Source organism: Paenibacillus tritici, assembly GCF_013204885.1.
GTDB classification, from domain to species: Bacteria; Bacillota; Bacilli; order Paenibacillales; family Paenibacillaceae; genus Paenibacillus_AQ; species Paenibacillus_AQ tritici.
In genome coordinates, this window is record NZ_JABMKX010000002.1 from 47798 (window position 1) to 73532 (window position 25735).

General features: G+C 51.5%; 19 protein-coding genes. 2 read left to right on the plus strand and 17 right to left on the minus strand.

Annotation, left to right across the window (positions count from 1 at the left end; all coding sequences use genetic code 11):
- Positions 1-516: 516 nt before the first annotated feature.
- On the plus strand, positions 517-2133 hold the full coding sequence (locus HQN87_RS03360; RefSeq protein ID WP_216857131.1) for a xylulokinase: 1617 nt from the start codon (positions 517-519) through the stop codon (positions 2131-2133).
- 270 nt (positions 2134-2403) lie between these two features.
- Here the strand turns inward: HQN87_RS03360 and HQN87_RS03365 are convergent, their stop codons facing one another.
- The 15 genes from HQN87_RS03365 to HQN87_RS03435 all read right to left on the minus strand — a co-directional run bounded on the left by HQN87_RS03365 (position 2404) and on the right by HQN87_RS03435 (position 20456).
- On the minus strand, positions 2404-3210 hold the full coding sequence (locus tag HQN87_RS03365) for a Nif3-like dinuclear metal center hexameric protein (protein ID WP_173127822.1): 807 nt from the start codon (positions 3208-3210) through the stop codon (positions 2404-2406).
- Between the two features lie 37 nt (positions 3211-3247).
- Positions 3248-4141, minus strand: coding sequence for a carbohydrate ABC transporter permease (locus HQN87_RS03370; RefSeq protein ID WP_173127825.1), 894 nt, complete (start codon positions 4139-4141; stop codon positions 3248-3250).
- A 12-nt stretch (positions 4142-4153) separates the two neighbouring features.
- Positions 4154-5077: an ABC transporter permease gene (locus HQN87_RS03375; RefSeq protein WP_173127828.1), complete on the minus strand. Its 924-nt coding sequence runs from the start codon at positions 5075-5077 to the stop codon at positions 4154-4156.
- Between the two features lie 73 nt (positions 5078-5150).
- Positions 5151-6692: an ABC transporter substrate-binding protein gene (locus HQN87_RS03380; protein ID WP_173127832.1), complete on the minus strand. Its 1542-nt coding sequence runs from the start codon at positions 6690-6692 to the stop codon at positions 5151-5153.
- Between the two features lie 387 nt (positions 6693-7079).
- Complete coding sequence (locus tag HQN87_RS03385) at positions 7080-8675, minus strand: helix-turn-helix domain-containing protein (RefSeq protein ID WP_173127835.1); 1596 nt, start codon at positions 8673-8675, stop codon at positions 7080-7082.
- Between the two features lie 2 nt (positions 8676-8677).
- Positions 8678-10390, minus strand: coding sequence for a sensor histidine kinase (locus tag HQN87_RS03390; protein WP_173127838.1), 1713 nt, complete (start codon positions 10388-10390; stop codon positions 8678-8680).
- Between the two features lie 93 nt (positions 10391-10483).
- Complete coding sequence (locus HQN87_RS03395) at positions 10484-11275, minus strand: alpha/beta hydrolase (RefSeq protein WP_173127841.1); 792 nt, start codon at positions 11273-11275, stop codon at positions 10484-10486.
- 27 nt (positions 11276-11302) lie between these two features.
- A complete protein-coding gene (gene gtfA, locus HQN87_RS03400) occupies positions 11303-12769 on the minus strand; it encodes a sucrose phosphorylase (RefSeq protein WP_173127844.1) in 1467 nt (488 codons plus the stop codon).
- A gap of 10 nt (positions 12770-12779) precedes the next feature.
- On the minus strand, positions 12780-13736 hold the full coding sequence (locus HQN87_RS03405; protein ID WP_173127847.1) for a carbohydrate kinase family protein: 957 nt from the start codon (positions 13734-13736) through the stop codon (positions 12780-12782).
- A gap of 179 nt (positions 13737-13915) precedes the next feature.
- Positions 13916-14854, minus strand: coding sequence for an alpha/beta hydrolase (locus HQN87_RS03410; protein WP_173127850.1), 939 nt, complete (start codon positions 14852-14854; stop codon positions 13916-13918).
- Between the two features lie 53 nt (positions 14855-14907).
- Positions 14908-15882 (minus strand): LacI family DNA-binding transcriptional regulator, encoded by a 975-nt coding sequence (locus tag HQN87_RS03415; RefSeq protein WP_173127853.1) that lies wholly within the window; start codon positions 15880-15882, stop codon positions 14908-14910.
- Between the two features lie 142 nt (positions 15883-16024).
- Positions 16025-17014, minus strand: a complete 990-nt coding sequence (locus HQN87_RS03420; RefSeq protein ID WP_173127856.1) for a LacI family DNA-binding transcriptional regulator — start codon at positions 17012-17014, stop codon at positions 16025-16027.
- A gap of 283 nt (positions 17015-17297) precedes the next feature.
- Positions 17298-18125: a carbohydrate ABC transporter permease gene (locus HQN87_RS03425; protein ID WP_173127859.1), complete on the minus strand. Its 828-nt coding sequence runs from the start codon at positions 18123-18125 to the stop codon at positions 17298-17300.
- A complete protein-coding gene (locus tag HQN87_RS03430; protein WP_173127862.1) occupies positions 18125-19006 on the minus strand; it encodes a carbohydrate ABC transporter permease in 882 nt (293 codons plus the stop codon). The genes HQN87_RS03425 and HQN87_RS03430 overlap by 1 nt, the downstream gene beginning before the upstream one ends.
- An 85-nt stretch (positions 19007-19091) precedes the next feature.
- Positions 19092-20456: an ABC transporter substrate-binding protein gene (locus tag HQN87_RS03435; RefSeq protein ID WP_254075344.1), complete on the minus strand. Its 1365-nt coding sequence runs from the start codon at positions 20454-20456 to the stop codon at positions 19092-19094.
- An 831-nt stretch (positions 20457-21287) separates the two neighbouring features.
- On the opposite strand from HQN87_RS03435, the gene HQN87_RS03440 reads away from it, so the two are divergent.
- Positions 21288-21863, plus strand: a complete 576-nt coding sequence (locus tag HQN87_RS03440; protein WP_173127865.1) for a hypothetical protein — start codon at positions 21288-21290, stop codon at positions 21861-21863.
- A gap of 532 nt (positions 21864-22395) precedes the next feature.
- Here HQN87_RS03440 and HQN87_RS03445 read toward each other — a convergent pair.
- Together HQN87_RS03445 and HQN87_RS32935 are read right to left on the minus strand one after the other, a co-directional pair.
- Positions 22396-24024: a response regulator gene (locus tag HQN87_RS03445; protein WP_173127868.1), complete on the minus strand. Its 1629-nt coding sequence runs from the start codon at positions 24022-24024 to the stop codon at positions 22396-22398.
- Complete coding sequence (locus tag HQN87_RS32935) at positions 23978-25690, minus strand: sensor histidine kinase (protein WP_173127870.1); 1713 nt, start codon at positions 25688-25690, stop codon at positions 23978-23980. Before HQN87_RS32935 ends, HQN87_RS03445 begins: the two co-directional genes overlap by 47 nt.
- Positions 25691-25735 lie beyond the last annotated feature (45 nt).

The window sequence follows — 25735 nt, forward strand, 5'->3', positions numbered from 1 at the left end:
TTCACTACGTTATCCAAAAAAAATATAATCGCTGTTCCGCATGTCTTCATTGTCTTGTGAAATATTTCGCAATGTCATCGTATTACAGAAAAAAGAACGGGTCAATAGCTCCAAAACGCCTTGAATTCAAGGTTTTTTTCTGTTGCTTTTTTGCGACTGGCTGGTCTGAATATCCTGATTTCAGGCGCAATTATTCACTAAAGCTTCGGAGGTATGCTGGAATACTGGCTCTGTCCGGGAGTCGCAAAATAACCACACTATTTCCACCAGCTTAGCTTGGCCGCATCAAAAACAATCCGGGAATGACCTTGCCTCTGCGGTGAATCCTGCAAACGTAAGCAGAATGCAACTTAGGGAATTGTATGAATAGTAAAAAAAATAAAATATTTTTGTTTCGGGGCGAGAATTGCAGATTTGCAACAGCGGATTAGAGAAAAGAAGTCCGGTATCACTGTACAACTTTATTCTCTCATGTTATATTCTGGATAATTTTATTCAGAGAGGGGAAGCGTGATCTTGGAGCATCCTGTTACACTGGCTATAGCCCGGGGAGAAACCTCGCTTGGCATTGAACTCGGGTCCACTCGAATCAAGGCTGTACTGATTGATCATCATTGTGCGACCCTCGCTTCCAGCAGCTATGAATGGGAGAATCAATTGATAGACGGGTATTGGACCTACTCTATCCCTGACATGATTCACGGGCTGCAAGCAACCTATCGACAATTGAAGCAAGAGGTGGAGCGCAATTATAACGTAACCTTGCAAACCATCGGCTCCATTGGCTGTTCTGCTATGATGCAGGGTTATATTGCACTGGATCAGGCCGGAGAGCTGCTGGTTCCGTTCCGTACCTGGCGCAATGCTACTACAGGCAGGGCTGCTTCCGGGTTAACGGAGCAATTCAGCTTCAAAATTCCGCAGCGCTGGAGCATCGCCCACCTGTATCAGGCGATTCTGGACGAGGAGGAGCATGTCACCGGCATAGATTATATGACAACTCTGTCGGGTTATGTTCACTTCCTGCTGACTGGCAGCAGGGCTATTGGCATCGGAGATGCCTCGGGAATGTTCCCGATAGATGAAGCTGCGCAGCAATATAATGAAGATATGGTGAAGCAGTTCACCGGCTTGGCAGCCGTGAAGCGCTACCCCTGGAAGCTCACAGATATCCTGCCTACAGTGTATACAGCAGGTGAACAGGCCGGTTCTCTGAGTGAAGCCGGAGCCTTGTTATTAGATCCATCCGGCAGCCTGCAGCCGGGTATTCCGCTCTGTCCCCCTGAAGGCGATGCCGGAACAGGCATGGTGGCTACGAATAGTGTCAGCAAACGTACCGGTAATCTTTCCGTAGGGACGTCGGTTTTTGCCATGTTCGTGCTGGAGAAGGATTTAACCAAGGTGTACCCTGAGATTGATATCGTGACTACACCTGACGGCAGCCCTGTCGCCATGGTGCTTGCGAACAACTGCTCCAGCGATATCAACGCCTGGCTCGGCTTGTTCCGTGAATTCCATGAAGCCATGGGGCTGAAGCCTGATATGAACCAGTTATTCAGCGTCCTGTTCAACCAAGCGCTGGAAGCGGACGCGGATGGCGGCGGCTTGCTGAGCTACGGCTATTATTCGGGTGAGAACATTACCGGGTTCGCCCAAGGCCGTCCGCTGTTCGTCCGTTCCCCGCAAAGCCGCTTCACGCTGCCTAACTTCATGCGAGTGCATCTGTTCAGCGCGTTCGCTGCGTTAAGGCTCGGGATGGATATGCTGACCCAGCAGGAGCAGGTAACGATTGAACGGATCTCGGCGCATGGCGGATTGTTCAAAACCCCGCGGGTCGGTCAACAGCTCTGTGCCGCCGCTCTGAACACTCCAGTCTCGGTCCTGTCTACGGCCGGTGAGGGCGGCGCCTGGGGGATGGCGATTCTGGCCTCTTATATGCTGCATAAGGAGCCGCAAGAGAGCTTGGCGGATTACCTGACTGCCAAGGTGTTCCAGGATGCCAGAGGACAGGAGGTAGCTCCTGTCAGCGCAGATGTGGAGGGTTTTGCCTTGTATATGGAGCGTTACACCGAGGGGCTGGCGATTGAGCGGGCTGCGGTGGAGCATTTGGTGGAGAATGGGAAGAAGAATTGAGACATAGAAGAAGAGGACACCTATGGATATGAAAAAGAACCTGTGCAAAAAGCAGCAATTCTCCCGTTAACGGTGAATGACTGCTTTGCGTTTTGGGTCAGCGGGTCGTCCGGCTCTGTGTAACGGACTGAGGATCCGTTATTGCGGACAAAAGTCACTTTAAACACAAGTAACCTAGTCGCACCACAGCCCTTATAGGTGGATATTCCACCGATAAACATTGGTTAGTGATCCAATAAGTGCATCTCAGTCCGTTAGAAGCAGGGCCGCTCACAAATACACAAACGGTTCCTTCGCATCCACGAATGTGACCGGAAGCCCGTCCACCAGCGGCGTCAGCCACTCCGCCATATACTTCATGCCCCACTCCTCAGACCGCTCATGGCCGATTACGATCATCGCTTTGTTCATGCCCAGCATGGCGGCATCATTCACGTAAGCGCATAGGGTCCACTCTGTAATATCGCCGCAGATCATCACATCCAGGTTCTTCTCCTGCATCAGCTCCATCGGCATTTGCTCCCGGCCCAGCCCAAGGCTTCCGCCTCCCACCAGGATGCCGATACGGGCACAGGCTGCTTGCGGGTTGCCGACAATCTGAATCACCTTCATGCCCAGCCGCTGCTTCAGGAAGCCTGCCAGGTCACCGACGGTGGTCTCCTCGATCTGATACCCCCAGGCATCCTTATCGTCCAGCTTCTTGTCCTCCCACTCTAGCTCCTTGAGCAGACCGTCATAGATCCGGTCGGTATCTGCCAGGTGCATGTGGTCATGGAACCGCCAGATCGTGATTCCGTGTTCATCAATCAGCTTCTTCTTGGCCAGATATACCGGGTCCTGCTGAAGCCAGTCCAGCGCATCCATCCCGGTAAAATAGGTGGGCTCATGGGTGATAATCAGGTTCGCTCCAAGCGCAATGGCTTCCTTGATCACATCCACAGTCGCCATGAACGTTGTGACAATCCCTGTGACCTCTATGTCTTCCTTGCCGCTGGCAAGCACATCACAGGTCTGTTCCAGCTTGCGTCCTCCGCAGCAATCGAGCAGAATCCGGTCAATAACCTCCTGCACATTCATCGCGCATTCTCCTTTTCATCTATTTATTGTCAGCCTGTCAGCCTTTGACCGCACCAATAATCACGCCGCGGGTCAGGTATTTCTGCATGAACGGCAGAACGAACAGCACGGGCACAATGCCTAGAACCGCCATCGCCATCCGCACGGCCGTGCTTGGCAGCGATACGGACTCCGCCCCCAGTACGTTGCCGGCCTGGCCGGAATTGAGGAATTGGATGTTGCTCATCAGCTGCATCAGCAGATTCTGAATGCCGTATAATTGCGGCTTAGATACAAAATATAGCGCATTGATCCAGTCATTCCAATAGGCCAGGCCCATGAACATCCCCACGGTAGCCATCACCGGCATGGACAGGGGAAGCATAATGCGGAAGAAGGTCCGCAGCTCCGAGGCCCCGTCGATCTGGGCGGCTTCGATAATCTCCAGCGGCACATTATTCTTGAAATAGTTGCGGACCAGCAGGACGTTGAAGCCGTTCGCCAGCAGATTGGGCAGAATCAGCGCCCACAGCGTATTTTTGATATGGAAATATTGGGTCCACATGATATACGAAGGCACGATCCCCCCGCTGAACAGCATGGTGAAGAAGACGACGAACGCCAGCAGATTATGATATTTGAAATCGGACCGCGACATCGGATAAGCGAGCATACTTGTTATCAGCAGTCCAATAGCGGTTCCCAGGATCGTAACCAGAAACGAGACGCCATAGGCTCTGATGAAGATGTACGCCGAGGACTTAATATACCGGTAGGCGTCAAGGCTTAGATGCTCCGGGAAAAAGCTGTACCCGTTGCGGATCAGAGTCGTCTCATTCGTGAACGAGGCAATGACAATCAGAAGGAAAGGTAAAAAAGCAAAAACTGTCAGCAGGAACATCACGACCGCAGAAAACACAGTAAACGTCCGTTCTCCTCTTGTTTGGATCATCTGTATTTCCTCCTAGAACAATGCGTTTTCTGGATTAACCTTCTTGACGATGGCATTAACCGTAAGCACCAGGGCAAAACCGACCAGCGACTGATACAGACCGGCTGCCGCCGACATTCCAATATCATTGAGCTGCATCAAGGCGCGGTAGACATACGTATCAATCGTCTGGGTCGTGCTGTACAACGCACCGGAGTTCATAGGCACCTGATAGAACAGGCCGAAGTCGGAGTTGAAAATCCGTCCCATGGACATCAGCACCAGCACGATGATCGTCGGCTTCAGCAGCGGCAAGGTAATCATGCGGATCTGCTTCAGCTTCCCGGCCCCGTCAATTTTGGCAGACTCGTAGATGCTCTTGTCGATGCCTGCAATAGAGGCGAAATAGATAATGGAACCGTAGCCTGCCGTCTTCCAGATCTGAATGAGTACCAGCAGGTAAGGCCAATATTTCGCCTCCGAATACCAGTTAATCTCCGGAATCCCCAGCGGCCGCAGAATGGAATGATTCACGAAGCCGCTGTCGGCGTTCAGAAAGGCGAAGACGAGCAGCGAAAGCACGACCATCGAGATCAGATTCGGAAGAATCAGTCCGGTCATGAACAGCTTGGAGTAAAGCTTGGTCAGCAGCTCCGACATCAGAATGGCGATGATAATTGAAACTATGGTACCAAGCGCGATAAAGGCCAGATTGTACAAGAGCGTATTCCGGGTCATAATCCAGGCATCGCTGGTCTGGAACAGAAAGGTGAAGTTCTTGAAGCCGATCCAGTCACTGCCGAAGATGCCCTTCGCATAGTTAACATCCTTGAACGCGATGAACACCCCGAACATGGGGAAGTAGCTGTTGATGAGAAAGTACAGCAGGCCCGGACCCGCCAGAATCAATAAAGGAAGTGTTTTTTTGAGCGGTTTAGATTTAGGTTTGGCTGTCATGCCGGATTCACCTCCATTGCCGAAGGCAGAGCTTCCATAGCGGCTCTACCTTCAGCAGGCTTATTTAAGATTACTATTTTTGCGCGGCAAGCCATTGATCCAGTTGTTGCTGCTTGCTGTCTATAATGTCCTGCGCACCCGCATCCTTCAGCGCACTGTTGAACTTCGCAATAATGGTATCAGGGTCTACCGATCCGCTGACCAGTGCCGGCAGGAATTGACTCACTACGTTGGTCACTGCACTCATCTGTGTCTTCACCTGGCCCTGGTCAAAGATAAATCCGAAGTATGGGGATCTGGCGGTATCCTTGTTCTCCTGGAGCTTCAGTTCCACATCTGACCAGTTGATTCCCTCCATCTGATACTGGAGTGACTCGGAGCCTACGATCCCGGAGCTGAGCATAGAGGTATAAGGAACCGTATTGGCGTCCATGCCCTCAGGGAATTTCACATGATGCTCATCCACCTTGAGGTAATCCTCCCCTTCGATTCCGAAAAGAATGGTGTTAATCAGCTCTTTGTCGGTGTACAGCAGGTTCAGGAACTTGACGGCAGCCTCTGTCTCCTTGGAGGTGCTGGAGACCATCCAGGTTACGGAGTTCACGGCACTGGTATCGAAGTAGAACGGCGCGATCCGCTTGGTCTGAATGTTTTTCCCCACTTGCGCACTCAGCTGCTTGCCAACCTCCATACCGCTGTACCCTCCCAGGAAAGAGAAGCCGCGCCCGGAGGAGACCATCTCCATTGCTGTAATCGTCGTGGTCGCGGTATCCTTCTGCAAGTAGCCCGCATTGAACCACTCCCGCATCATCTGAATCCCGTTCTTGAACACATCGGATTCGTAGAAGTTCACGACCTTGCCGCTGTCCCCGATGACCACACCGACTCCGGTGGTATCGGTCAGGTAATCTACCTTGCTGGCACCCTTCATCCAGTTCACAAGTCCCGTATCTGTCGGGTTCACATTAATCGGGCCAAACGGAACTACATCCGGTGACTTCTTCTTCACAGCTGCGAAGACCGCAGGCAGATCCTCCACGGATTGGATCGAGTCAGCCGAGACTCCCGCGTCTGTCAGCATATCGGCGTTGAAGATAATATTGGTAGGCAGCGCCATGCCTTTATTCACAGGAATCCCGTAGATATGTCCATCCATCGTGGTGGTCTTGAGAATATCCGGACCGAAATCCTTGTCCAGAATGGCGGTCAGCTCCTTACCATGCTCGGGAAGCAGCTCTTCGAGCGGAGCTACCTGGCTCTTGGATACATAGTTGGAGAACTGTCCGAGCGTAGTGAAGACGTCCATTTTCTCCCCGCTCTGGAGCGCCAGGTTGACCTTCTGGGCATAATCCGCGGGACCGAAGAGCCGGAAATCTACTTTGACACCGATCTTCTCGGTTGTAATGGCATTGATCGCATTCGTCACCTTGCTCAGATCATCGGGAATCCTGTTGAAGGACGGCAAGGCAAACACAATCTCAGCTACCTTGGCCTTAGCTTCTGTATTCCCGGAACCCTCGGATGCTGTATTGGAATTACCGCCGCAGGCGGAGAGCAGAGAACCGCAGATTACCATAGACAACAGCAGTGAACCTAACCCCTTTTTATTCTTCATGATCATGCCTCCTGTTCTATATTTACATTCTCATTGTACTGGTCCTGGAGGGGGGCGGGCTTTCAATAATACGGGCTGTTTTTATAAAAAAACGTACTACAGTGTGATTCTCTGGCGGGCGGCGAGACCGCCCTGCTTCGGCCAAGCAAACAAGTGGAAAAAGGTAGCTTAGTTTCTCCATTTCTACGGATGATGCCCAAGCAAGTGGAAAAACAGCAACTATGATTAGCATTTTTTCAACTTTGCAGGAAATGCCGTGAATGAAGTGTTGTTTATCCAACTCTTCCTCCGCCAGCGGCCATCCGTTCTGCAACAACTGTATAAAATCCAACTAAAAACCTGTACAGCAAGAAGCTCCGCTTCTCTTGGAAAAAGCGGAGCTTCCTGCTATAGAGCGGCCTTGTGCTTGGCACGATAGGCGGCCGGTGTTTCGCCGGTCCATTTTTTGAATACTGTCGAGAAATAAGAAATCGTATCAAACCCGGTATCCATCGCGATCTCCCCTATACTGGCCGTACTCTCCAGGAGCATCTGCTTCGCCGCCCGGATGCGGCAGTCGTTCAAATACTCCTTGACCGTCTGCCCGGTCCCGTTCTTGAAGACCTTCGCCAGATAATCCGCTGTCAGATAGACGCTTGCGGCAACATCCTCACGGCTGAGGTCTTGAGTATAGTGGTCCTGGATGAAACGTTTGGCCCGCTCGACTACGCCTTCCGACTGCAGCACTTCCCGGATGGAATCCACCGTCTTCTCCGTAAGCGCCTGCGCCCACTTCATGAAGTCGAACACACTGCTCTCTGCATCCTGGGCCAATTGCTGGCTAAGTTCATCCGCAAACAGCCGGTGTGCCTGAATATGGTGGCGGGAGAGCAGCGAATAGACTACCTGAAGCAGATCTTCCCGGATGGCATGGAGGGTGGCCGAATCCAGCTTGTTCCGGCTGGTCAGCAGCTCCAGCTCCTTCTTCAGCCGGTTCACAATCTGCGCCTTCTCCTTCTGGACGAACAGCAGGGTGAACAGCTCGGTATCCAGGGTGTAGCGCTCGGTAAGATCCACATGGAAGGGCTCGTTCGGCAAGTGCACCCTTCCCCTGAAAATAAGATTCGACTCATCCGCCTGCTCCAGCTCCGCCTTAAGCTGCGAGAGGCCGGAGATGGCTGCTCCCTCACTGAAATAGCAGGTGGCGGTACACTTCAGGTAATGTCTGCTGAGCCGAATAATCTCTCCGGCACTCGCCTCCAGCCATTTCCTATCCACCCGGCTCTCGGCAAGGACCGCATTGTAGAACACCTTATCGACCTGGTAGGCGATGATCCGCCCTCCGCTCACCTGGCTGCTGAGAATTTCGGAGACGAGGTTCGAGAGCGCGTAATGGAAAATACTCTCGTCCCACTCCCGTTCAATCTGGGAGCGGGGGACGCTAATCAGCAGCAGCCTATAATCCGCCTGTACGGAGACAGGCAGCTCGCGCTTCTGCACTTCACTCTGAATAAGCTGGATTCGGGGAGATATCGCCGCTGTCAGGACCTCACTCCAGAAGCTCCGTTCCAGCAGATCCTGATTCTTGAGCCAGGCCTGACCCATTTTGCTGTATTCGCCCATCATGATTTTGTTCTTCAGCGTATCCATGGACTTGCGCAGGGCCGCCTCCAGCTCCTGCTTGTCCAGCGGCTTGACCAGATAAGAGTCTGCGTCATACGAGATGGCCTTGGAGGCGAAGCTGAAGCTCTCATGACAGGTCAGGAAGATGAACCCGCCTTCATATTGGCGGTCTCTCGCCCACTGGATCATATCAATCCCTGAGCCGCGCGGCATCTCGATATCGCAGATGATCAGATCCGGCTCGGCCTGCCCGAATAACTGCTTCGCATCCTGTATATTATGGGCGGCCTGCACTTCCGTAATCCCGAATTCCTCCCAATTGACAATCCTGCGCAGGGCTTCTACGGTTGGAATATCATCATCAATTAACATACAACGCATAGTTATCCCCCTTCTAATATGGGCTGGTCCAACCGGTTGACAGGTATCCATAGCTCTACTCTTGCGCCTGTAGACTCTACATTGGACAGCTTCAGCAGATTATCGCGTTTGTAGAGCAGCTTGAGGGTTTTGCGGATATTGGCGATTCCGACCCGGCCTCCATCCTCCGTCACCTGTATGGTCTCCGGCGAATTCAGCCATTCGGCAGTGAAGCCCGCTCCGTTATCCTCAATCACAATACTGACACCCGGGCTTCCGTCCCTAGTCTCTATCCGCACCCGGATGAAGATGGACAGCATCTCCTGAACGAACATCGCGTGCTTGAATGTATTCTCCACAAAGGTCTGAATCATGAATTGCGGAATCGGTACCTGCCGGGCTTCCTCCTGGATCTCGATCATGAAGAAAATTTGGTCCGGGTAACGAATCTCCTGCATCCGGATATAATTCTCAGTGTGGCGGATCTCTTCCTCCATCGTAACTTCCATCAGCCCGCCTCTGAACATATAGCGGAGGTGTTCCGACAGACAGTGGATCAGGCGCCGGATTTCTTCATTCTTATTCTGGTAGGTTAAGCTGGTGATCGTCGAGATCGCATTCAGGAAGAAATGGGGCCTGATCTGCATCTGCAGATATTTGATCTCTGCGCGGCTGATCTCGATCTGTTCTTCATAGGACTGAATCTTCAGATCCTTAATTTCACTGACCATGGATTCCAGCGCATGGAACAGCTTCATGAATTCCAGGGAGTACGGTGTATTCTGGGGAATCTGGTATTCCAGCTGGCCCTGCTCGACGGCCTTGGCCGCCTTCACCAGCTCCAGAATCGGCCTCAGCACATCCCGGGTCAAGAATCTCAGCACCAGCGGTACAACGATTGCCGAGAGCACCGCCAGCAAGGCGATCCCCCACTGAATAAGCTGGAGGCCCGAGAACAAGCCGCCCTTGGGGACCATATTGGTCATCCGGCCAAACTCGCCGATCGGTTCGGACACAATCAGGAAGCTACGCTGATGTTGCTTAGTTAAGCTCTCCAGGGTTGTGTCCGCCTCATTCAGGGAAATATTATTGGCCGCCAGTATAGTCCCCTCAGCATCACTCAGTACATACCGGTTCTGATCATTGGCCCCTCTGTCTACCATAGATAACAGGTTGTCCGCCTTCACCAGGGTTCCGAAGCTAACGCCTGAATAGGTAATGTACTTGAACATATAATATTCACCCTGGATCTGGAACACCTTCCATTCCCCGCTTTGCGCTGCCGGAGCCGTATCGAACTTGTGTATATTCAGAAAATCAACCAGAGCCAGCTTATCCCCTGACTCCATCCGGCTGTTGAACTGCTCCAGCACCAGTTCTCCCGAGAGTCTGATGAACATGCCATCACTGGCATAACCGCCGGCCATTTTCGCCTGCAGGTTGGTTTTGAGCTGCTGGACCTTGAAATACCGGCTGCTCTCATCCATACCCGCTGTATTCACTGCGGCATCTATATTATGGTCGAACACCTCGATCAGATCCTTGGAGAAATTGTTGAAGTTGTTATGAATATTCGCCTGATAGAGGGCAAGTGTATTCCGCGAGCTGGTCAGCGCATTACTTCGCACCACCTCCAGGGAGTATATATTGCTCAGAACCAGGATGGACAGCAGGATCACAAGAATCACGGTCATCTGCATCGAAAATTTGAATACGATACTGTTCGTTCGGATCATCCCCGCCTCCTCCTTCCCCCCGGAATTCAGCAAGCCCCTGAAGCCGATTCGTTCTCAATCGGGCCCAGGGGCGTGCAAGTATGTGATTTGTAGTTAATTATCCGCCCACTCCAGCGCAGCTTCAATGTGCTTATCCCAGTACTCCCAGTTGTGGTCTCCCGGGCCTTCCACATAGTGGTGTCCTACTTGCTCCGCTTCCAGGAACTGATGGAACCGGCGGTTCACATCCAACAGCATATCCTCTGTTCCGCAGGCCATATACAGCTTCGGCAGCGCAAGTCCCTTCGTCTTCACATCCAGCACAAGCTGCTCCGGGTCTTTATCACTGCCAAGCAGCCGGCTTAAATCACCGAACACACTTGCGTAGTAGGAATAGCTGGCGATGCCATCATTATAGTCCGGGGGAATGCCCGCAATCCGGTAAGGGATCAGCGCTGAGGACAATGCAATAATCCTGCCGAATTGCTCCGCATACTTCAGGCCGTTGCGGATCGCTCCGTAGCCGCCCATGGATAAACCGCCGAGCCAGGTATCCTCGCGCGCCGCAGACAGCGGGAACAGCCTGCGCGTGAACTCTACCAGTTCCCTGCCGACGTATTCACCGTAGAATGCGTCTCTGTTCTCATCATCCACATAGAATCCATTCTCACCGGCAGGCATAAATACCGCAATCTGATATCTGTCCGACAGCTCCCTGATCCGTGAGAAGCTCATCCAATCATTCTGGCTCCCGGAGAAGCCGTGCAGCAGATAGAGCGATCTTAAGGGCTGGCCCGACCATACCGGCAGCCCCAGGCCCTCAGGCAGATCCAGCGGCAATAACGCATTGAACGTCACTTCCCGCTTCAGACATTGCGATTGCAGGCTTATTTGCAGTGTAGCCATAATCATTCCCCCTTAACAGGATTCGAATTAGACGCGGTAAACCGCTTCCTGTCCTTGCTCATCCACATATTCAATCACGGTCTGGTAATTCTGCAGGTCAATGAACAGCCGGCAATAGTCTCCGCCTTGCTCCCACATCAGCCGGATCTCATGGTCTGGCGCCTCCAGCACCCGGAACGTTCCTCCGAAGGCACTGTAGGTATTGCGGAAACGAATCAGCTTCATCAGCCGCTGCACCACCTCCCGCTGAGTATCTGCTTCAATCTCCTCCAGCGTATAGTTATGGCGGTTGATCTCCCGTCCTTCACCCGTCAAGGCTACCTGCTCCAGATCATTGCTGCCGGCCAGCAGGCCCACATAATAGACCTGCGGGATTCCCGGTGCGAAGAATTGAATCGCCCGGGCCGCCAGATAAGCATCGTCATCTTCATTCAGTGCGCTGTAATACGTGCAGCGGATCTGATGGACATCGAAGCCGTCCGGGGCCTTATGCTCCTCCGACAGAATCAGGCTCAGGTTCGCCCCCCGCTCCACGCAGAGATCCACCAGCTTCTGTGCTTCCTTCGTATCAATCAGATCATCCATATCCGGCTTCACCGGAACGCCGTCGTGACAATCCAGCATCGTGAACTGCTTATGCGGGCGGGTCTGCAGATAGGAGTACAGCTCCTTATTGGATCTGCCGGTCAGTGCCTCAAGCACCCGGTAGGGCAGGATGAAGTCGTAGATCCAGCAGCCGTATTCAGATAGCTTGTTCTGGATACTGTGATGGGCATGTACCTCAGGCAGCAGCTCTATATCCAACGAATCCGCCATTGCTTTGATCCAGTCCAGAAATTCGTAAATCTCCGGCTCCACAAAAAAACAGCTGGTGCCCAGCTTCTTGATCACATATCCCACCGCATCCAGCCGGACGATCTTGACATTCTGCGCTTTGAAATTCTCGAAGAACCGCTGCAGCAGCTCCCGGGTAAGCGGTGAATGGATATCGAGATCAATTTGCTCGGAGGGATCGGTTTTGCCAAAGGTTGTCCAGACCTTCTCTTCCCCGCTTCCCGGGGTGGAGTAGGTGGAATAAGGCAGAGGCCGCCGCAGGAACATCTTCGCAATATCTTCCTGGACAGGCTGGCCGTCCGCCCATATTTTGTCCAGGGTGATGAATAAATCGGCATACTCCGAAGCCCGTCCCTTCTCCAGGAAGTCCTGGAAATAAGGCGATTGCCTGGAGATATGATTCACCATCAGGTCCACCAGCACATCGAATTCTTCCCCTATGCTGCGGATATCCTCCCACGTGCCGAACTCCGGCTCTATCTCCAGATATGTCAGCGGAGCGAACCCGCGGTCCCCGGAGGAAGGAAAGGGCGGCAGAATATGAATTCCGCCTGCAAACAGATCAGCGAACGGCCCGCGCAGCACCTGATGAAGCTGCTTCAGGTCGCCGCCCAGCGAATCGGGATAGGTAATCAATTGGACTTGATTCTTCAGTGTCATCTTCTTCCTCCTACAGGTTATATTCTTGTTGTATGACTTCCAGGGCAGGCAGATTCACTACAGCCCCTGTATATTTCAATTTGTACGCGCTGACAGCAAACCCCAGCTCCAGCGATTCTCTGAGCGTATACCCTTTAACGACTGCTGCATACAATCCCGACCAGAAGGCATCTCCCGCTCCTGTCGTATCTTCGATCCGGGTAGCTCTGGTAGCGAACGCCAGCGTCTCCCTTCCGTTGGACACCAGGGCGCCGTCCTTGCCCAGCGTCATAATCACCAGCTTGGCTCCAAGCGCCAGGAATCTCCCGACTTGCTCTGCCGGAGTGCCGGGTCCGAACAGGCGCTCGGCATCATCCTCCGAAGGCTTGATGATATCCACCTTCGGGATCATGCTTTTGACATAGGCCACCCCGTCTTCATCCTGCGGCCAGATCAGGGGATGATAATTGGGATCGAAGCCGATGAGCAGCTTATGCTTCCTGGCGACCTCAATCACCCGTTCAACCGTATCACGCGACGGAACTCTTGAGATCGGCCAGCAGGAGAAATGGAGGATTTTGGAGTTAATGACGGCCTGTTCAAGCTCATCATTATATTCCAGCCCGTAATCCGCCCCGCGGTAAAAGATCGGAGTCGGCGTGCTCTGACTCTTCGTAATCACCACCATACTGGTAGACGACTCTACCTGCTGGATTCCGCTGGTATCCATCTCCGCACTTTGCAAGCCCCTGATCAGAAACCCGCCCAGACCATCCTTCCCCACCGCCGAAGCGACATGAGACCGGATGCCGAGCCTATGGACATTAATGGCAATATTGGATGGCGATCCGCCGGAATATCTGGTATATCCGTTACATGCGGTGTCCTCGCCATACTCATTGGCAATCATATCAACGAGCAGCTCCCCCACCGTTAACACATCGTTCGTTTGATTTTCAAATGGTATTGCCTCACCGAAATTAAACACCCGTATTCCCCCTTGGCCCTACAATATCCCTTCTTCATATCCATTCTATGGTTTCTGTGGATGGTTTACTTTCAAAAAACCGTTCTCTTTTTTCAATTTAAGCGGAAACGGCTTTGCCTTCCTTCTATAGAACGCTACCGTTTCAGCGGAAAATGATCATGGAGGGTCCGGCCCCTCCCTCACGAATTCAAAGCCCTTGCCAGGGCATGGATATATTCTTCCCTGGCTCTGCGGCTGATCCCGGCTGCCGGAACAACATGCTCGAAGCCGTGATAGCCCCCGGGATAGAGATGGAACTCCACTTCTACACCGGCCTGTGCCAGCCGGGTGACATACTCAATCGTCTCATCGCGGAACGGGTCCAGCTGTCCGACGCAAGTATAGGCGGGCGGCAGCCCCGCCAGATGCTCTGCACGGCCGGGCGCAGCATAAGGGGAGGTAGCTTCGCCTCCGGCCGGTCCGCCCAGATACATCTCCCAGGCGATCAGGTTGTTGGCCCGGTTCCACACTGCCGGATGCGTAATCTCATGACTGGAGGGTGTAAGATTGCGGTCGTCCAGCATCGGGTACAGCGGAAGCTGGAAGCAGAGGGAAGGACCTCCCTTATCCCTGGCCATCAGTGCCAGGGCAGCAGCCAGTCCCCCGCCGGCACTCGCTCCGCCGACTGCTATCCGGGAAGCATCAATATGAAGATCATTTGCGGCACCCGCCAGCCACACTAACGCCGCATAGCTGTCTTCTATGGCTGCCGGGAACGGATGCTCGGGGGCGAGACGGTAGTCGGGCGATACAACGACACAGTTGACCGTCTCTACGAAGCTCTCACATAACGCATCATCCCCGCCGGGATGACCCAGAATGTAGCCTCCGCCATGGGTCCAGAGCAGAGCGGGCAGCGCATGTTGTGCCTTTCTCTGTGCCGGTTCGTAGATTCTGACCTGCATCTGATGGCCACCGGCAACGGTCAGAACCCGTTCTGTAATGCGGACGCGCTCAGAATTCACGGCAGGCACTGGAATGTTATTTCTGGCGGCAGCCAGATCCTCCGGCAGATGAAACGGCGGCAATTCGGCAATCCCCTGTTGTAATTCCGGGGCTACCCGGTGAATGAACTCCATCTATGTTTCCTCCATTATTGTTCGTATGTGAATGAATCTTAGGTTCTTCAAGCTCAAGTAGTTCTCTTCTCCGCTAGCCGGACCGGAAGAATCGTCTCCAGCGGGACCTGCTCCCCGGCAATCTGCTGAAGCAGATACTGCACCGCCAATTCGCCCATCTTCTTGATCGGCTGGACGATGGTCGTCAGATCCTCAGCATCACCGGCCGCAATTCCATCATAGCCTATCACCTTCACTTGCTCAGGTACCGTTCTGCCGAGCCTGCGGCATTGCTTGAGCACCTGCAGCGCCAGCATATCACTGCTCGCAAATACACCGTCGAGCTCAGGACATTCCTGAAATAAGCCGCTTACCAGCTTCTCATACTCCTTATACTTGAACCCGTTCAGATCGGTTTGTTTCACGATGAACTGGACATCTCGTCCGCTGACCTGCTCCAGGAAGGCCTCATGCCTCTGTTTAGCCAGAAGACTTAGCCGCAAATTCCCACTGAGATAGGCTATATTCCGGCATTTTTTCCGCAGCAGTAAGCGGGTAGCCAGTACACCTCCCTGATAATTATCAGAGGCAATGAACGGAATCGACTTCGAGATCTGCCGGTCCAAGGAGACCAGCGGCAGGTTGATCGACTTATAATCGTTCACGCTCATCGTATGGCTGCCCATGATGATTCCATCGACCCGGCTGGCTCTCAGCAGATCAATATATTCTTTCTCCTTCTTCTTGTGGTGCAGGGAATTGCACAGCATGAGCTTGTACCCGTGCTCGTAGGCATAAGCCTCAATATGCTTGGTGACCTCTCCGAAGAACGGATGGGAAATATCCGGGAGGATGAGACCTATAATATTGGATTTTTTGCGCAGCAGGGAGCGTGCCACCTCACTCGGATGGTAGTTCAGCTCCTCCATGGCATCGTTCACTTTTTGCTTCAGGCTGTCACTCAGATATCCGCGGTTGTTGAGCACACGGGATACGGTTGTGACGGAGACGCCCACCTTCTCTGCAATATCTTTGATCGTTACAGCCATCCGTACCCTCCTCCCCGGGGAATCAGCTCTCCTCCTTCGTTCAGGGAACGGGAGAGACCTTATATCAACCGGTTAATATATAAGTGTAAAACGGGTTCGCCGTCCTTATGAGGACGGTATCCGTTTCGGCCGAAGCTGTGTTCTATGTCGTCCCCCGTTCCACCACTGTCACGGGAAACGTGTTCACCATCGCAACGGTTTCACCTTCTATCTGCTGAACCGCCAGCTTAATAATAGCTTCGCTCATCTCCTGAACCGGCTGCCGGATCGTGCTTAGACGCGGTGAGATCAGCAAGGCGATCTGTACATCATCGTAACCTACGATTCGGACCTGCGAGGGAATATGCTTGCCCAGCAGGTTGCAGGCATGAATCACATCGGCGGCAATCACATCACTGCTGGCAAAAACACCGTCGATCTCAGGATGCTCCTGCAAATAGGCGGTAATGCCGGTATTGCTTCCGGTGTAATTGCCCCCTTCAGCATCAAGCTGCAAATGCAGCGGCTGCAGTCCTGATCGCTCCATCTCCGCTTCATACCCTTCCCTTCTCTGGACCGCCAGCATCAGATGATGCTGGGGACCGTCAATCCCCCGGTAAATATAGACCGGATGAAGGCAGCCCTTGCCGATTAATAACCGGGCAGCAAGTCTGCCGCCCTCCAGATTATTGGAGGTGACCACAGGAATCTCCTCCGAGATGATACGGTCGAAGGAGACCACCGGCAGATCCAGGTTCAGATAATGCTGGACATCCAGCACCGCACTGCCCATGATGATGGCATCAACCTGATTTTTTTTGAGCATCTCGATATATTCCACTTCCTTGGCTACGTTACGGTTAGAATTGCACAGCAATAGCTTGTAGCCCTTAAGATCCGCGTAATATTCCAGATAGGAGGTTAGCTCGGCAAAAAAAGGATGCGAGATCGTCGGAATGATCAGCCCGATCATATTGGATTTTTTGCGGAACAGGGCCCGGGCCATTTCATTCGGCTGATAATTCATTTCCTTCATCACCCGGTAGACCTTCTCCTTCGTCTTCTCACTGATATATCCTCTATTATTAAGCACTCTGGAGACGGTATTGACAGACAGGCCTGCTTGCTTGGCTACGTCTCTTAGATTCGGCATAGAAACCACCTTGTTTTTTAGTTTCAATTATAGATGAATTCTGCCTGCATTACAGCTACATCGTTCTATCAGATTCACTAAAGATTTGAACTTGAAGCCTGGCCGTCACTGCGGTGAACATTTGGACTTCCGGCCGCTGTTGTCCCCAGATTTCTTGATTTATTCCGCTCTTCGCGGTGGAAATCCGGTGACAAAGGCGGTCGCTACCGCTCCTACAGTTCCAAATTTCCCCTCCGTTTCTTTTTGCTTTTGGTTAATTTCTTTAGTGCTTCTTGTATATCTCTTATTTCAGCGCACCTTCCGTAATCCCCTTGATGATCTGCTTCTGCAGGAACAGGTAGATGACCAGCACGGGGATAATCGTCATGATCAGCCCGGCCATCAGCGGGGCATAGTCCACCGAATAGGAGGAGAAGAACGTGTAAGTCGAGAGCGGAAGCGTCTTCTGGTCCGGCGACAGCAGCACGAGACTGGGCAGAAGATAGTCATTCCAAATCCAGAGCACATCGAGCACCAGCAGCGTTACGAATACCGGCTTCAGCAAGGGGAGCACAATGCTGAAAAAGGTCCGCAGTGTGCTGCTGCCTTCGATAAAGGCCGATTCCTCCAGCTCATAAGGTATTCCTTTGATAAAACCATGGAAGGTGAAGACGCCAAATGGAACCCCGAAGCCCAAATACATAAACAGCAGCGTCAGCTTGGTATTGAGCAGCCCCATATTCCCGTACAGCATAACCATTGGAATCATGAGTACCTGAAAAGGAAGCGCCATAGAGGCCAGCATGAGGAAGAACAGGATGGCGTTCACCTTCCATTTGTAACGTACGAATAAATACCCGGTCATGGCCGAGAAGATAATAATGACAAATACCGAAATCCCTGTAATGATCAATGAATTCATGAAGCCCTGCATGAAGTCCATATTCTCAAAGGCGCTGGCATAGTTCTTGAAATTTATCGTTGTCGGCAGGGACAAAGGACTCTCGAAGAATTGCTGGGTGGTCTTGAAGGAGTTCATAATAATCAGCAGGAACGGCGTTAAAAAGGCGAGCAGCAACAGGTATAAAGATCCTGTCTTGAGCCCGGATAGGATACGCTGGTTACCCTTCATTAAGATTCCACCTCCAGTTTCTTGAGCAGGTAGGACTGAGTCAAGGCTATGATAGCTACGACGGCAAACAAGACCACGGCTTCTGCCTGGCCGACGCCGTATTGATTGGACAGAAAGGCTTTTTGCACGATATGGTAGGTGGCAAGCTCGGTCGAATTGAACGGCCCGCCTTTGGTCAAGGCAAGGTTGATATCATACGTAAGGAACGAACGGGACAGTGAAATGAAGATACAGATAACGATCGCAGGAACCGTAAGCGGCAGAATGATTCTGCGGATTACCGCATACCGGCCTGCGCCGTCGATACTGGCGGCCTCCAGAACATCACCCGGCACGCCGGTGAAGCCGGCAATGTAAATGATCATCAGATATCCAACGAGCTGCCAGGCTGTCGCAATGATCAGGGCCCAGAAGGCGGTCCCTGTGTCTGTAAGCCAGGAGGTCTGGAACAGATCCCACCCGTACTTATTGCCCAGGTAAGGCAACACCTGTGAGAACAAGGTCTGCCATAGATATCCGAGGACGATCCCGCCGACCAGATTGGGCGTGAAGAAGCCGGTGCGCAGCCACTGCTCCCCCTTCCCTCCCCGGGTCAGTGCCAGCGCAATGAAGAAGGCGAACACATTGGCAATCACCACGGTAAACAATACATACTTAAGCGTGAACCACAATTGGCTGAGGAAGACTTTATCGCGGAACACTTCCAGATAGTTCCCGAAGCCGATTAGGCTGCTGTCGCCAGTACGGACATCCCAATTCGTAAAGGTCAAATATAAGCCGACGATGAACGGTATGATCACAACGGCGGTAAAGGCAAAGATCGAAGGACCTCCGAAGACTAAGAAGGTTCCCGTGTTCTTCAGTGATAACTTTTTGTTCATAGTGCTGCCCCCTTTCCTTCATAAAAGATGGGCTGGGGCGCCGCCCCAGTCCCATCCAGTCTTTTATCCTAAACCAGCAGCCTCTTTATTTCCCCGCATACGATTTCCAGTAATCCTGAACCTCCTGCGCCAGTCCCTGGCGGTCAATATTACCTACCAGATACTTCTGCATCGCAGCGCCGGTCTTGGCCCAGTAATCCTGCGGCAAGTAGTTAATCACACCGATATTGATGATGTTCCCTTGCTCTACGTATTTGCTGACGGCATTAGACATGATGTTGGTGCTCTGTGCCTTAAGATCCTTGTATGGCATGGACAGCCCCATATCGGTAATAATGGCCTTTTGCCCGTCCTCGCTGGTTACCATCCATTCGATGAACGCTTTGGCCGCTTCCTGCTGCTCCGGTGTGGACTTCGAGTCATCAATGGCGAATAGCTTAGGTTCGCTGTAAGCTACTTGAGCGTTGCCGAAGTCATCCGGGTTATTGCTGATTGGCAGCGGAAGGATACCGAAGTCTTCGTCGCGTCCTTCGAGCGGTCCAATGACCGCCCAGCTCCAGTCACCCATGAAGTAGAAGGCCGCATCCCCTTTGGCAAAATCAGCACTGTCCCGGTTATAATCGGATACCAGCGGATCACTCTTACGGGCGTTGTACGTCTTCAGCAAGTCGAAGGTATCCATCAGACCGGTAAATTGCGGATTCTCGGTCAGATTGACCTGCCCGTTCTTCAGCTCTTCCACGAATTTACGGTTGTCCTCCACCTTCTGCGATTGTAAGGAATAGGCCAATCCCAGATAGTGGGCACCCAGCGACCAGTCTGCCCCGTGGACCATCACCGGTGCCTTGCCTGCCGCTTCGATCTTCTTGAAGACCGCTTCCAAATCGTCACGGGTCTTCACTGATGCCGGATCAAAGGCACCACCGATGCCCTCCTCTACCGCACGTTTGTTGTACAGCAGGCCGTAGCCCTGGGCCGTCCATGGAATACCCAGGAATTGTCCGTCCAGTAACGCTCCTTCAATGGCTCCCGGATTCGTCAGCGCTTCATACTTCGCCTTATCCGGCTCCAAATTCAGAAAATCGTCCTTATATTGAAGTATCGTTCCTGCATCAAGATTCACAATCGTTGCCGGATTACCGGAAGCCAGCAGGGATTGGAACTTCTCAAGCTGCGCTCCTCCGATCGGCGTAGGAATCAGTTCAATGGTTACCTGCGGATTCAGCTCGTGATACTTCTTAAACAGCTCCTCGAACACTGTGTTAACTTCAGCAGAGGTATTGAAGAACGTGAGCTTAACGTCTTTGGCGGCTGGCTGTGTCTGTGTCTGTGCTCCGCCCTCTTCCCCTTTGACGGCGCTGGTTGCTGAATTCCCCTTGGAACAACCGGCGAGTAGCCCTAGTACCACTGTTAGACTCATAGCGCAGCTTACAATCTTTCTTAATTTCAAATGAATTCCCCCTTACCAAGAATGGTTTGAATGCGCATACATTTCGGATGCATTTTTATGATAACCGGTTAACATATTTATGTCAATCGGTTATCATATTTAAATTTAATCTATTGAAAAGGATTACAAAATGGTGTGGGCTGTGGTTTTTAAAAGAAAAAATCACCCCGCAGGGTGATTGATGTCAGGATTGGAACCGGGTTAGAGGCAGAGCGCGTACCTCCCCTGTAACAAATTAGGTTTAACAAGTAAGGGCTAACAAGTAAGGTTTAACAAGTAAGTCGAAAAACGTATCTTAATTCTCCCTTTTCTGATGAATAGACGTAAACAAGTGGAAAAACAGCATCTACCACTGTACGTTTTGGCTACTTGGGGGGAAATGGGAGAATTTAAGTGCTGTTTATCCATCTGTTGTTTTGACAACGTTCCATCGCTCATCAGTAAGTGACGTTTATCCAACTGCTATTTTCGATTACTTTAGAATCCATTTATTCACATTGTTCTCAAGCTCGTTCTGCCCGACTTTGGTCGCCAAATTTTGACCCATCCCGCTAGAAGTAGAACCGGCACCCGGTGAATTCAGGGGCATCAATACAATCACAGCTTCCCCCGGTAATCCTGGGGAAGCTGTGAGGTATGCTAATCTATAGAGCCGTGATCAGAAGGGACTCACGTTCTAGCAATCACTTATTACCTAAACTAATAGGAAGAGAGTAAACCGAAAAGTAATGACTTAAAGCACGGTTTCTTCTAAATATGTAAAAATTATAAATAAAAAGTGATATTTCGGTAGTATGAATGGGTAATTTATGTTGGAGAAGGTGACTAAAGATGAATAGAAAACATCTAATGGCGGTCTTCATAGGTTTGTTCATGCTTCTTGTGAGTGCTTGTCAAAAAGACAATCCTTACGATTCGCTGTTTCACCATGTGGAGGAGCACCGTACTGTGTTTGCCATGACAAAGGATGAAGGGATTGCCGCTCTGGACTTGGTCGATTACGAGGATAAGAATAACACGATTACTCTGAATGAAGAACTCACGGCAGAAGATCAAAAGTACGGACAACGAATACGACTCGACAATAATCAATTGATTGAAGGTTATGAATTGGTGACACGATTGCCGAGATCGGAGATTGGATACCAGCAAGCCGGGAGAATTTTGGAGGCCTTCCTGGGACACTATAGCCCTTCTGAGGAAGAAAAAGAGAAGGTGCTTGATTCTATCCATGCTTTCCATGACAAGACTTTTTCTGTCAAGTCGGAGGTTAAGCTTGTGACTGAATCGTGGGAGAGTAATGATCAGGGTGTGAGCATGAGTATTCATTATAGATTGACCAACAGTCTGGCGAACGCCGAGGAGATATCTTTGGTATTACAATTTCTCCGCACAGCTTCTCCCTAAATGATTATGCGTCGTCCCCAGATCAAAGGTTTCGGCTCATTCGAGCTGAAGCCTTTTTTGTTATACAGGATATTATAATATCTGTTTAGTGTGGGTAAGGGGGTGGTGACCATACGGGTTGTCAGGACCGGAACCGAGTTAGAGGCAGAGCGCGTACCTCTCCTGTAACAAATTAGGTTTAACAAGTAAGGGCTAACAAGTAAGATTTAACAAGTAAGTCGAAAAACGTATCTTAATTCTCCCTTTTCTGATGAATAGACGGAAACAAGTGGACAAACAGCATCTACTATTGTGCGTTTTGGCTACTTGGGGTGAATTGGGAGAATTTAAGTGCTGTTTATCCACCTGTTGTTTTGACAACGTTCCATCGCTCATCAGTAAGTGACGTTTATCCAACTGCTATTTGCCATTACTTTATAATCCATTTATTCAGATTGTTCTCTAGCTCGTTCTGCCCGACTTTGGTCGCCAAATTTGCCTATCCCTCTGCAAGTAGAACCGGCACCCGGTGAATTCAGGGGCATCAATACAATCACAGCTTCCCCCGGTAATCCTGGGGCGTCATGCCGAATTGTTCTTTGAACACTTTAATGAAATACTGGCTGTTGGCATAGCCGAGCTGCTCGGAGATCTCATAGATTCTCATATCGGAATTGCGCAGACAGGCTACGGCCTGCTCCATCTTCATGTTCAGAATGTACTCGCTGATGCTGATTCCGCTGACCTGCTTGAACAGTCTGGAGACATAAGCCGGATGAAGCGAGACGGCGTCCGCTACGAACTGCTGGCTGGCTTCTGCCAGATTGGCGGCAATGCAGCTCTGCATCTCTTTGATGATGCCCAATCGGTTATTCTGGGTATCCCGTTCCAGCTTGACCTGCAGGGTATCCACCAGCGTTTCGCCCCAGCTGATCAGCTGGGAGACGGAACGGAAGAGTGTTTTATCCAGCAGCTCCCGTCCAACCAGGTCCGACAGCAGGGAATGATTCTTATGGGCAATATAGTGAAAAGAGCCCAGGATCATACTGCGGATCTCCTCAATATACTCTTCATTATAGGCCGGCAGATTGTTGCTGAAGTCCTTCATCTGCTGCAGTCTTTCTTTGTAGCCCTGCCACTGGCCGGTCTCCAGCAGATGCATCAGCGTCGGAGAAGCATACAGGTCCTTAAGCGGCTGGACCGGCGAGCTCTTCTGTTTATCCGTCAAAGAGATGAAATATCCCTTGTCATTCCCCACCTGCTGTCTAAGCGCCGACTGGGAATCCTCGTACATGGAGCGAATATCCAGCGGGAATTCCCCCGGATACGACAGAATAACCGAGATCCCGCCATTCAGATATTCGTTCACACTGCTATGCAGCTGATGGGTGTTATGGGTGAGCTGCTTCAGTATGTTGTCCGCGTCCATAACCTCCTCATCATTGCTCTTCACAAGAAACACCAGGTTCTCGTACGTATCGCGGCAATGCCACACCTCAAAGCCTGCACCCAGCAGCTCACAGGCGATATTGGTAACCGCATATTCAAAGAGCAGCTGGCTATCCAGCCCGAAGTTCGTGAAATGCTCCTCCAGGCGGATCAGAATCAGGAAGACCCTGTCTTTTCGCTGAAAATTCAATTGATATCCGTCCAGCTTCTCCTTCAGCCGGGCCTCTGAATAAGCTTTGCCCTGAATCAGCTCCACCAGCAGCTTGTCCCGCAGTGCCGGAAGATGCTCCCGGAAGGCCAGCATCGCCTGCTCATAGGACGCTGTTGTATCAATCTCCTTCTGAATAGTCTTAATCGTGCTCTCCAGTGCAGCACGCAGCTTATGATGATCGAGCGGCTTGACCAGGTACTCCACCACCCCGTATTGAAGGGCTTCGCGGGCATATTCGAACTCGGCATAGCCGGTAAGCAGAATACACTTCACTCTCCGGTGGGTCTTCCGCATCTGCTTCACCAGCTCAAGCCCGCTCATTCCGGGCATCGCAATGTCGGTAATAATAATATCAATCGGGTATTGCAGAGCGATCTGCATGGCCTGGGCGCCTGAGTAGGCTTTGTATACTTTATCAATCCCGAAGTCCTGCCATGGAAAAGCAAGCTCCAGGTCATCTACGACATATTGTTCATCATCTACCAGCAGAATTTGCAGAATGTGCTTCTCCCTCCTTATCAATGCGTATCCGGTAACTGGTGCCTTCGGACAGAGCAGAGTCCACGGACAACCCTGATTCCTTACCAAAATATAAGCGCAGCCGCTGATTCACATTCCTCAGTCCGGTGCCCAGCATTGTATTGTTCATCAGATTGTCGTCGATATGGCGGCGGACCGCGCTGAGCCGCTCCTCGCTCATGCCGATTCCGTTATCCTTCACGGTAATCAGAAGATACGAATCCACTTCTTCCGCTGTGATCGAGATAATTCCGGGCCTTAAGTTCGGTTCAATTCCATGCTTAATACAATTCTCAACGAGCGGCTGCAGAATCATCCGGGGCAGACGGTATTTCCCCGCTTCTGCCGTAACGTCGATCTCGAAGGCAATCTCTTTTTTGCGCAAATGAACTATATGAAGATAATGCTCTACAAATTCCAGCTCATCCTGAAGGGAAGACTCCAGCTGTTCGATCTTGTGAATATACCGGCAGTACGAGGCCAGATGAAGCGTCATCGCGGTCACCGCCTGATAGTCTTCAATGCTGGCTTTGCTCTGGATGAAATTCAGGCAATTATAGAGAAAATGCGGATTGATCTGCGCCTGATATTGCTTCAGCTTCGCTTCCTTGACTTCAATCTCCCCTACCAGGACCTGCTCAATCAGAATCTGGGTATTCTCCGCCATCCGGTTGAACGAATTGCCGAGCACCCTGAACTCGTTGACCTGCAGATCAACGGCACGGCTGGAGAAGTCGCCCCGGTCGAATCGGTCAATGGCCTTGCGCAGCGTGATCACAGGCTTCTGCACCTGCCTGCGGAGCAGGAGCGTGTAGAACATAATACCCACCAGCACAATCAGCACCGCATAGAGGAACAGCCGGTTATTGCGGTTGATCGGCTCAATATACTGGCGTTTGGGATAGGCGTCAATGAAGTATAAATCCAGCATGTCCGCCTTCCTGTAATTAATCAAATACTCTGCATGGTTCTCATCCGCCGATATCGTGCCGCTGTCCCCGCTGATCCGGGGGATCATAGCCTGCAGTAACTCTTCGGGAAATGCCGCCCCGGTCTGAATGAATGCCTGCTGAGAAGCATCATATAGGATCGGCATTCCCGACACGTATTGCTCCATCATTTTCACCAGATTATCCAGAGAGATCCGTACTTCAATTAACAGCGAGCTGATATGACTGCGCATGATGTTAGAGTAATACCCCTTACCCTCCTGATCCATATGCAGAGTCCAGCGGTTGTAGGCTTGCGTCGGAGGAGCAAAGGAGCTGAAGGAGAACGACGAGTCCGAGGATACCGTCTCTTGCTCATCTTCATAATACAGGATCACCGTGTTCTTCCAGGTGGTGGAAGCCGTGTTCAGCGCCAGCTTATCAATGATCGTCAGCTTCATCTCATATTTGGAATACTGATCCCCGAACTTCAGAATATACGGATAACCCCGCACGGACTGATCCTGTGACAAAGTAATGGTGTTGGCCAGTACCTGTTCAAACTGCGTAGATAACTGGGAGGTCATGAATTCAACCTCATACATTTTATTCTTCCTCAGCTCACTCTGAATGTCCTTAACGTTCAACCTGTATATGATCCAAAAAGCCCCAACGATGATCAAGAGCATCAGCATCAGAACAAACGATAACCACTGAAAGATAGACAGACGATATTTCACCTTGGCTCCTCCGCATGAAAGGACGGCCTTAGGGGCCGCCCTTGT

Excerpts from the sequence above, each read along its gene's own strand:
- HQN87_RS03365 (WP_173127822.1), bottom strand. The coding sequence starts at position 3,210 with ATGAATGTGCAGGAGGTTATTGACCGGATTCTGCTCGATTGCTGCGGA.
- HQN87_RS03370 (WP_173127825.1), bottom strand. The coding sequence starts at position 4,141 with ATGATCCAAACAAGAGGAGAACGGACGTTTACTGTGTTTTCTGCGGTC.
- HQN87_RS03375 (WP_173127828.1), bottom strand. The coding sequence starts at position 5,077 with ATGACAGCCAAACCTAAATCTAAACCGCTCAAAAAAACACTTCCTTTA.
- HQN87_RS03380 (WP_173127832.1), bottom strand. The coding sequence starts at position 6,692 with ATGAAGAATAAAAAGGGGTTAGGTTCACTGCTGTTGTCTATGGTAATC.
- HQN87_RS03385 (WP_173127835.1), bottom strand. The coding sequence starts at position 8,675 with ATGCGTTGTATGTTAATTGATGATGATATTCCAACCGTAGAAGCCCTG.
- HQN87_RS03390 (WP_173127838.1), bottom strand. The coding sequence starts at position 10,390 with ATGATCCGAACGAACAGTATCGTATTCAAATTTTCGATGCAGATGACC.
- HQN87_RS03395 (WP_173127841.1), bottom strand. The coding sequence starts at position 11,275 with ATGGCTACACTGCAAATAAGCCTGCAATCGCAATGTCTGAAGCGGGAA.
- gtfA (WP_173127844.1), bottom strand. The coding sequence starts at position 12,769 with ATGACACTGAAGAATCAAGTCCAATTGATTACCTATCCCGATTCGCTG.
- HQN87_RS03410 (WP_173127850.1), bottom strand. The coding sequence starts at position 14,854 with ATGGAGTTCATTCACCGGGTAGCCCCGGAATTACAACAGGGGATTGCC.
- HQN87_RS03415 (WP_173127853.1), bottom strand. The coding sequence starts at position 15,882 with ATGGCTGTAACGATCAAAGATATTGCAGAGAAGGTGGGCGTCTCCGTC.
- HQN87_RS03420 (WP_173127856.1), bottom strand. The coding sequence starts at position 17,014 with ATGCCGAATCTAAGAGACGTAGCCAAGCAAGCAGGCCTGTCTGTCAAT.
- HQN87_RS03425 (WP_173127859.1), bottom strand. The coding sequence starts at position 18,125 with ATGAAGGGTAACCAGCGTATCCTATCCGGGCTCAAGACAGGATCTTTA.
- HQN87_RS03430 (WP_173127862.1), bottom strand. The coding sequence starts at position 19,006 with ATGAACAAAAAGTTATCACTGAAGAACACGGGAACCTTCTTAGTCTTC.
- HQN87_RS03440 (WP_173127865.1), top strand. The coding sequence starts at position 21,288 with ATGAATAGAAAACATCTAATGGCGGTCTTCATAGGTTTGTTCATGCTT.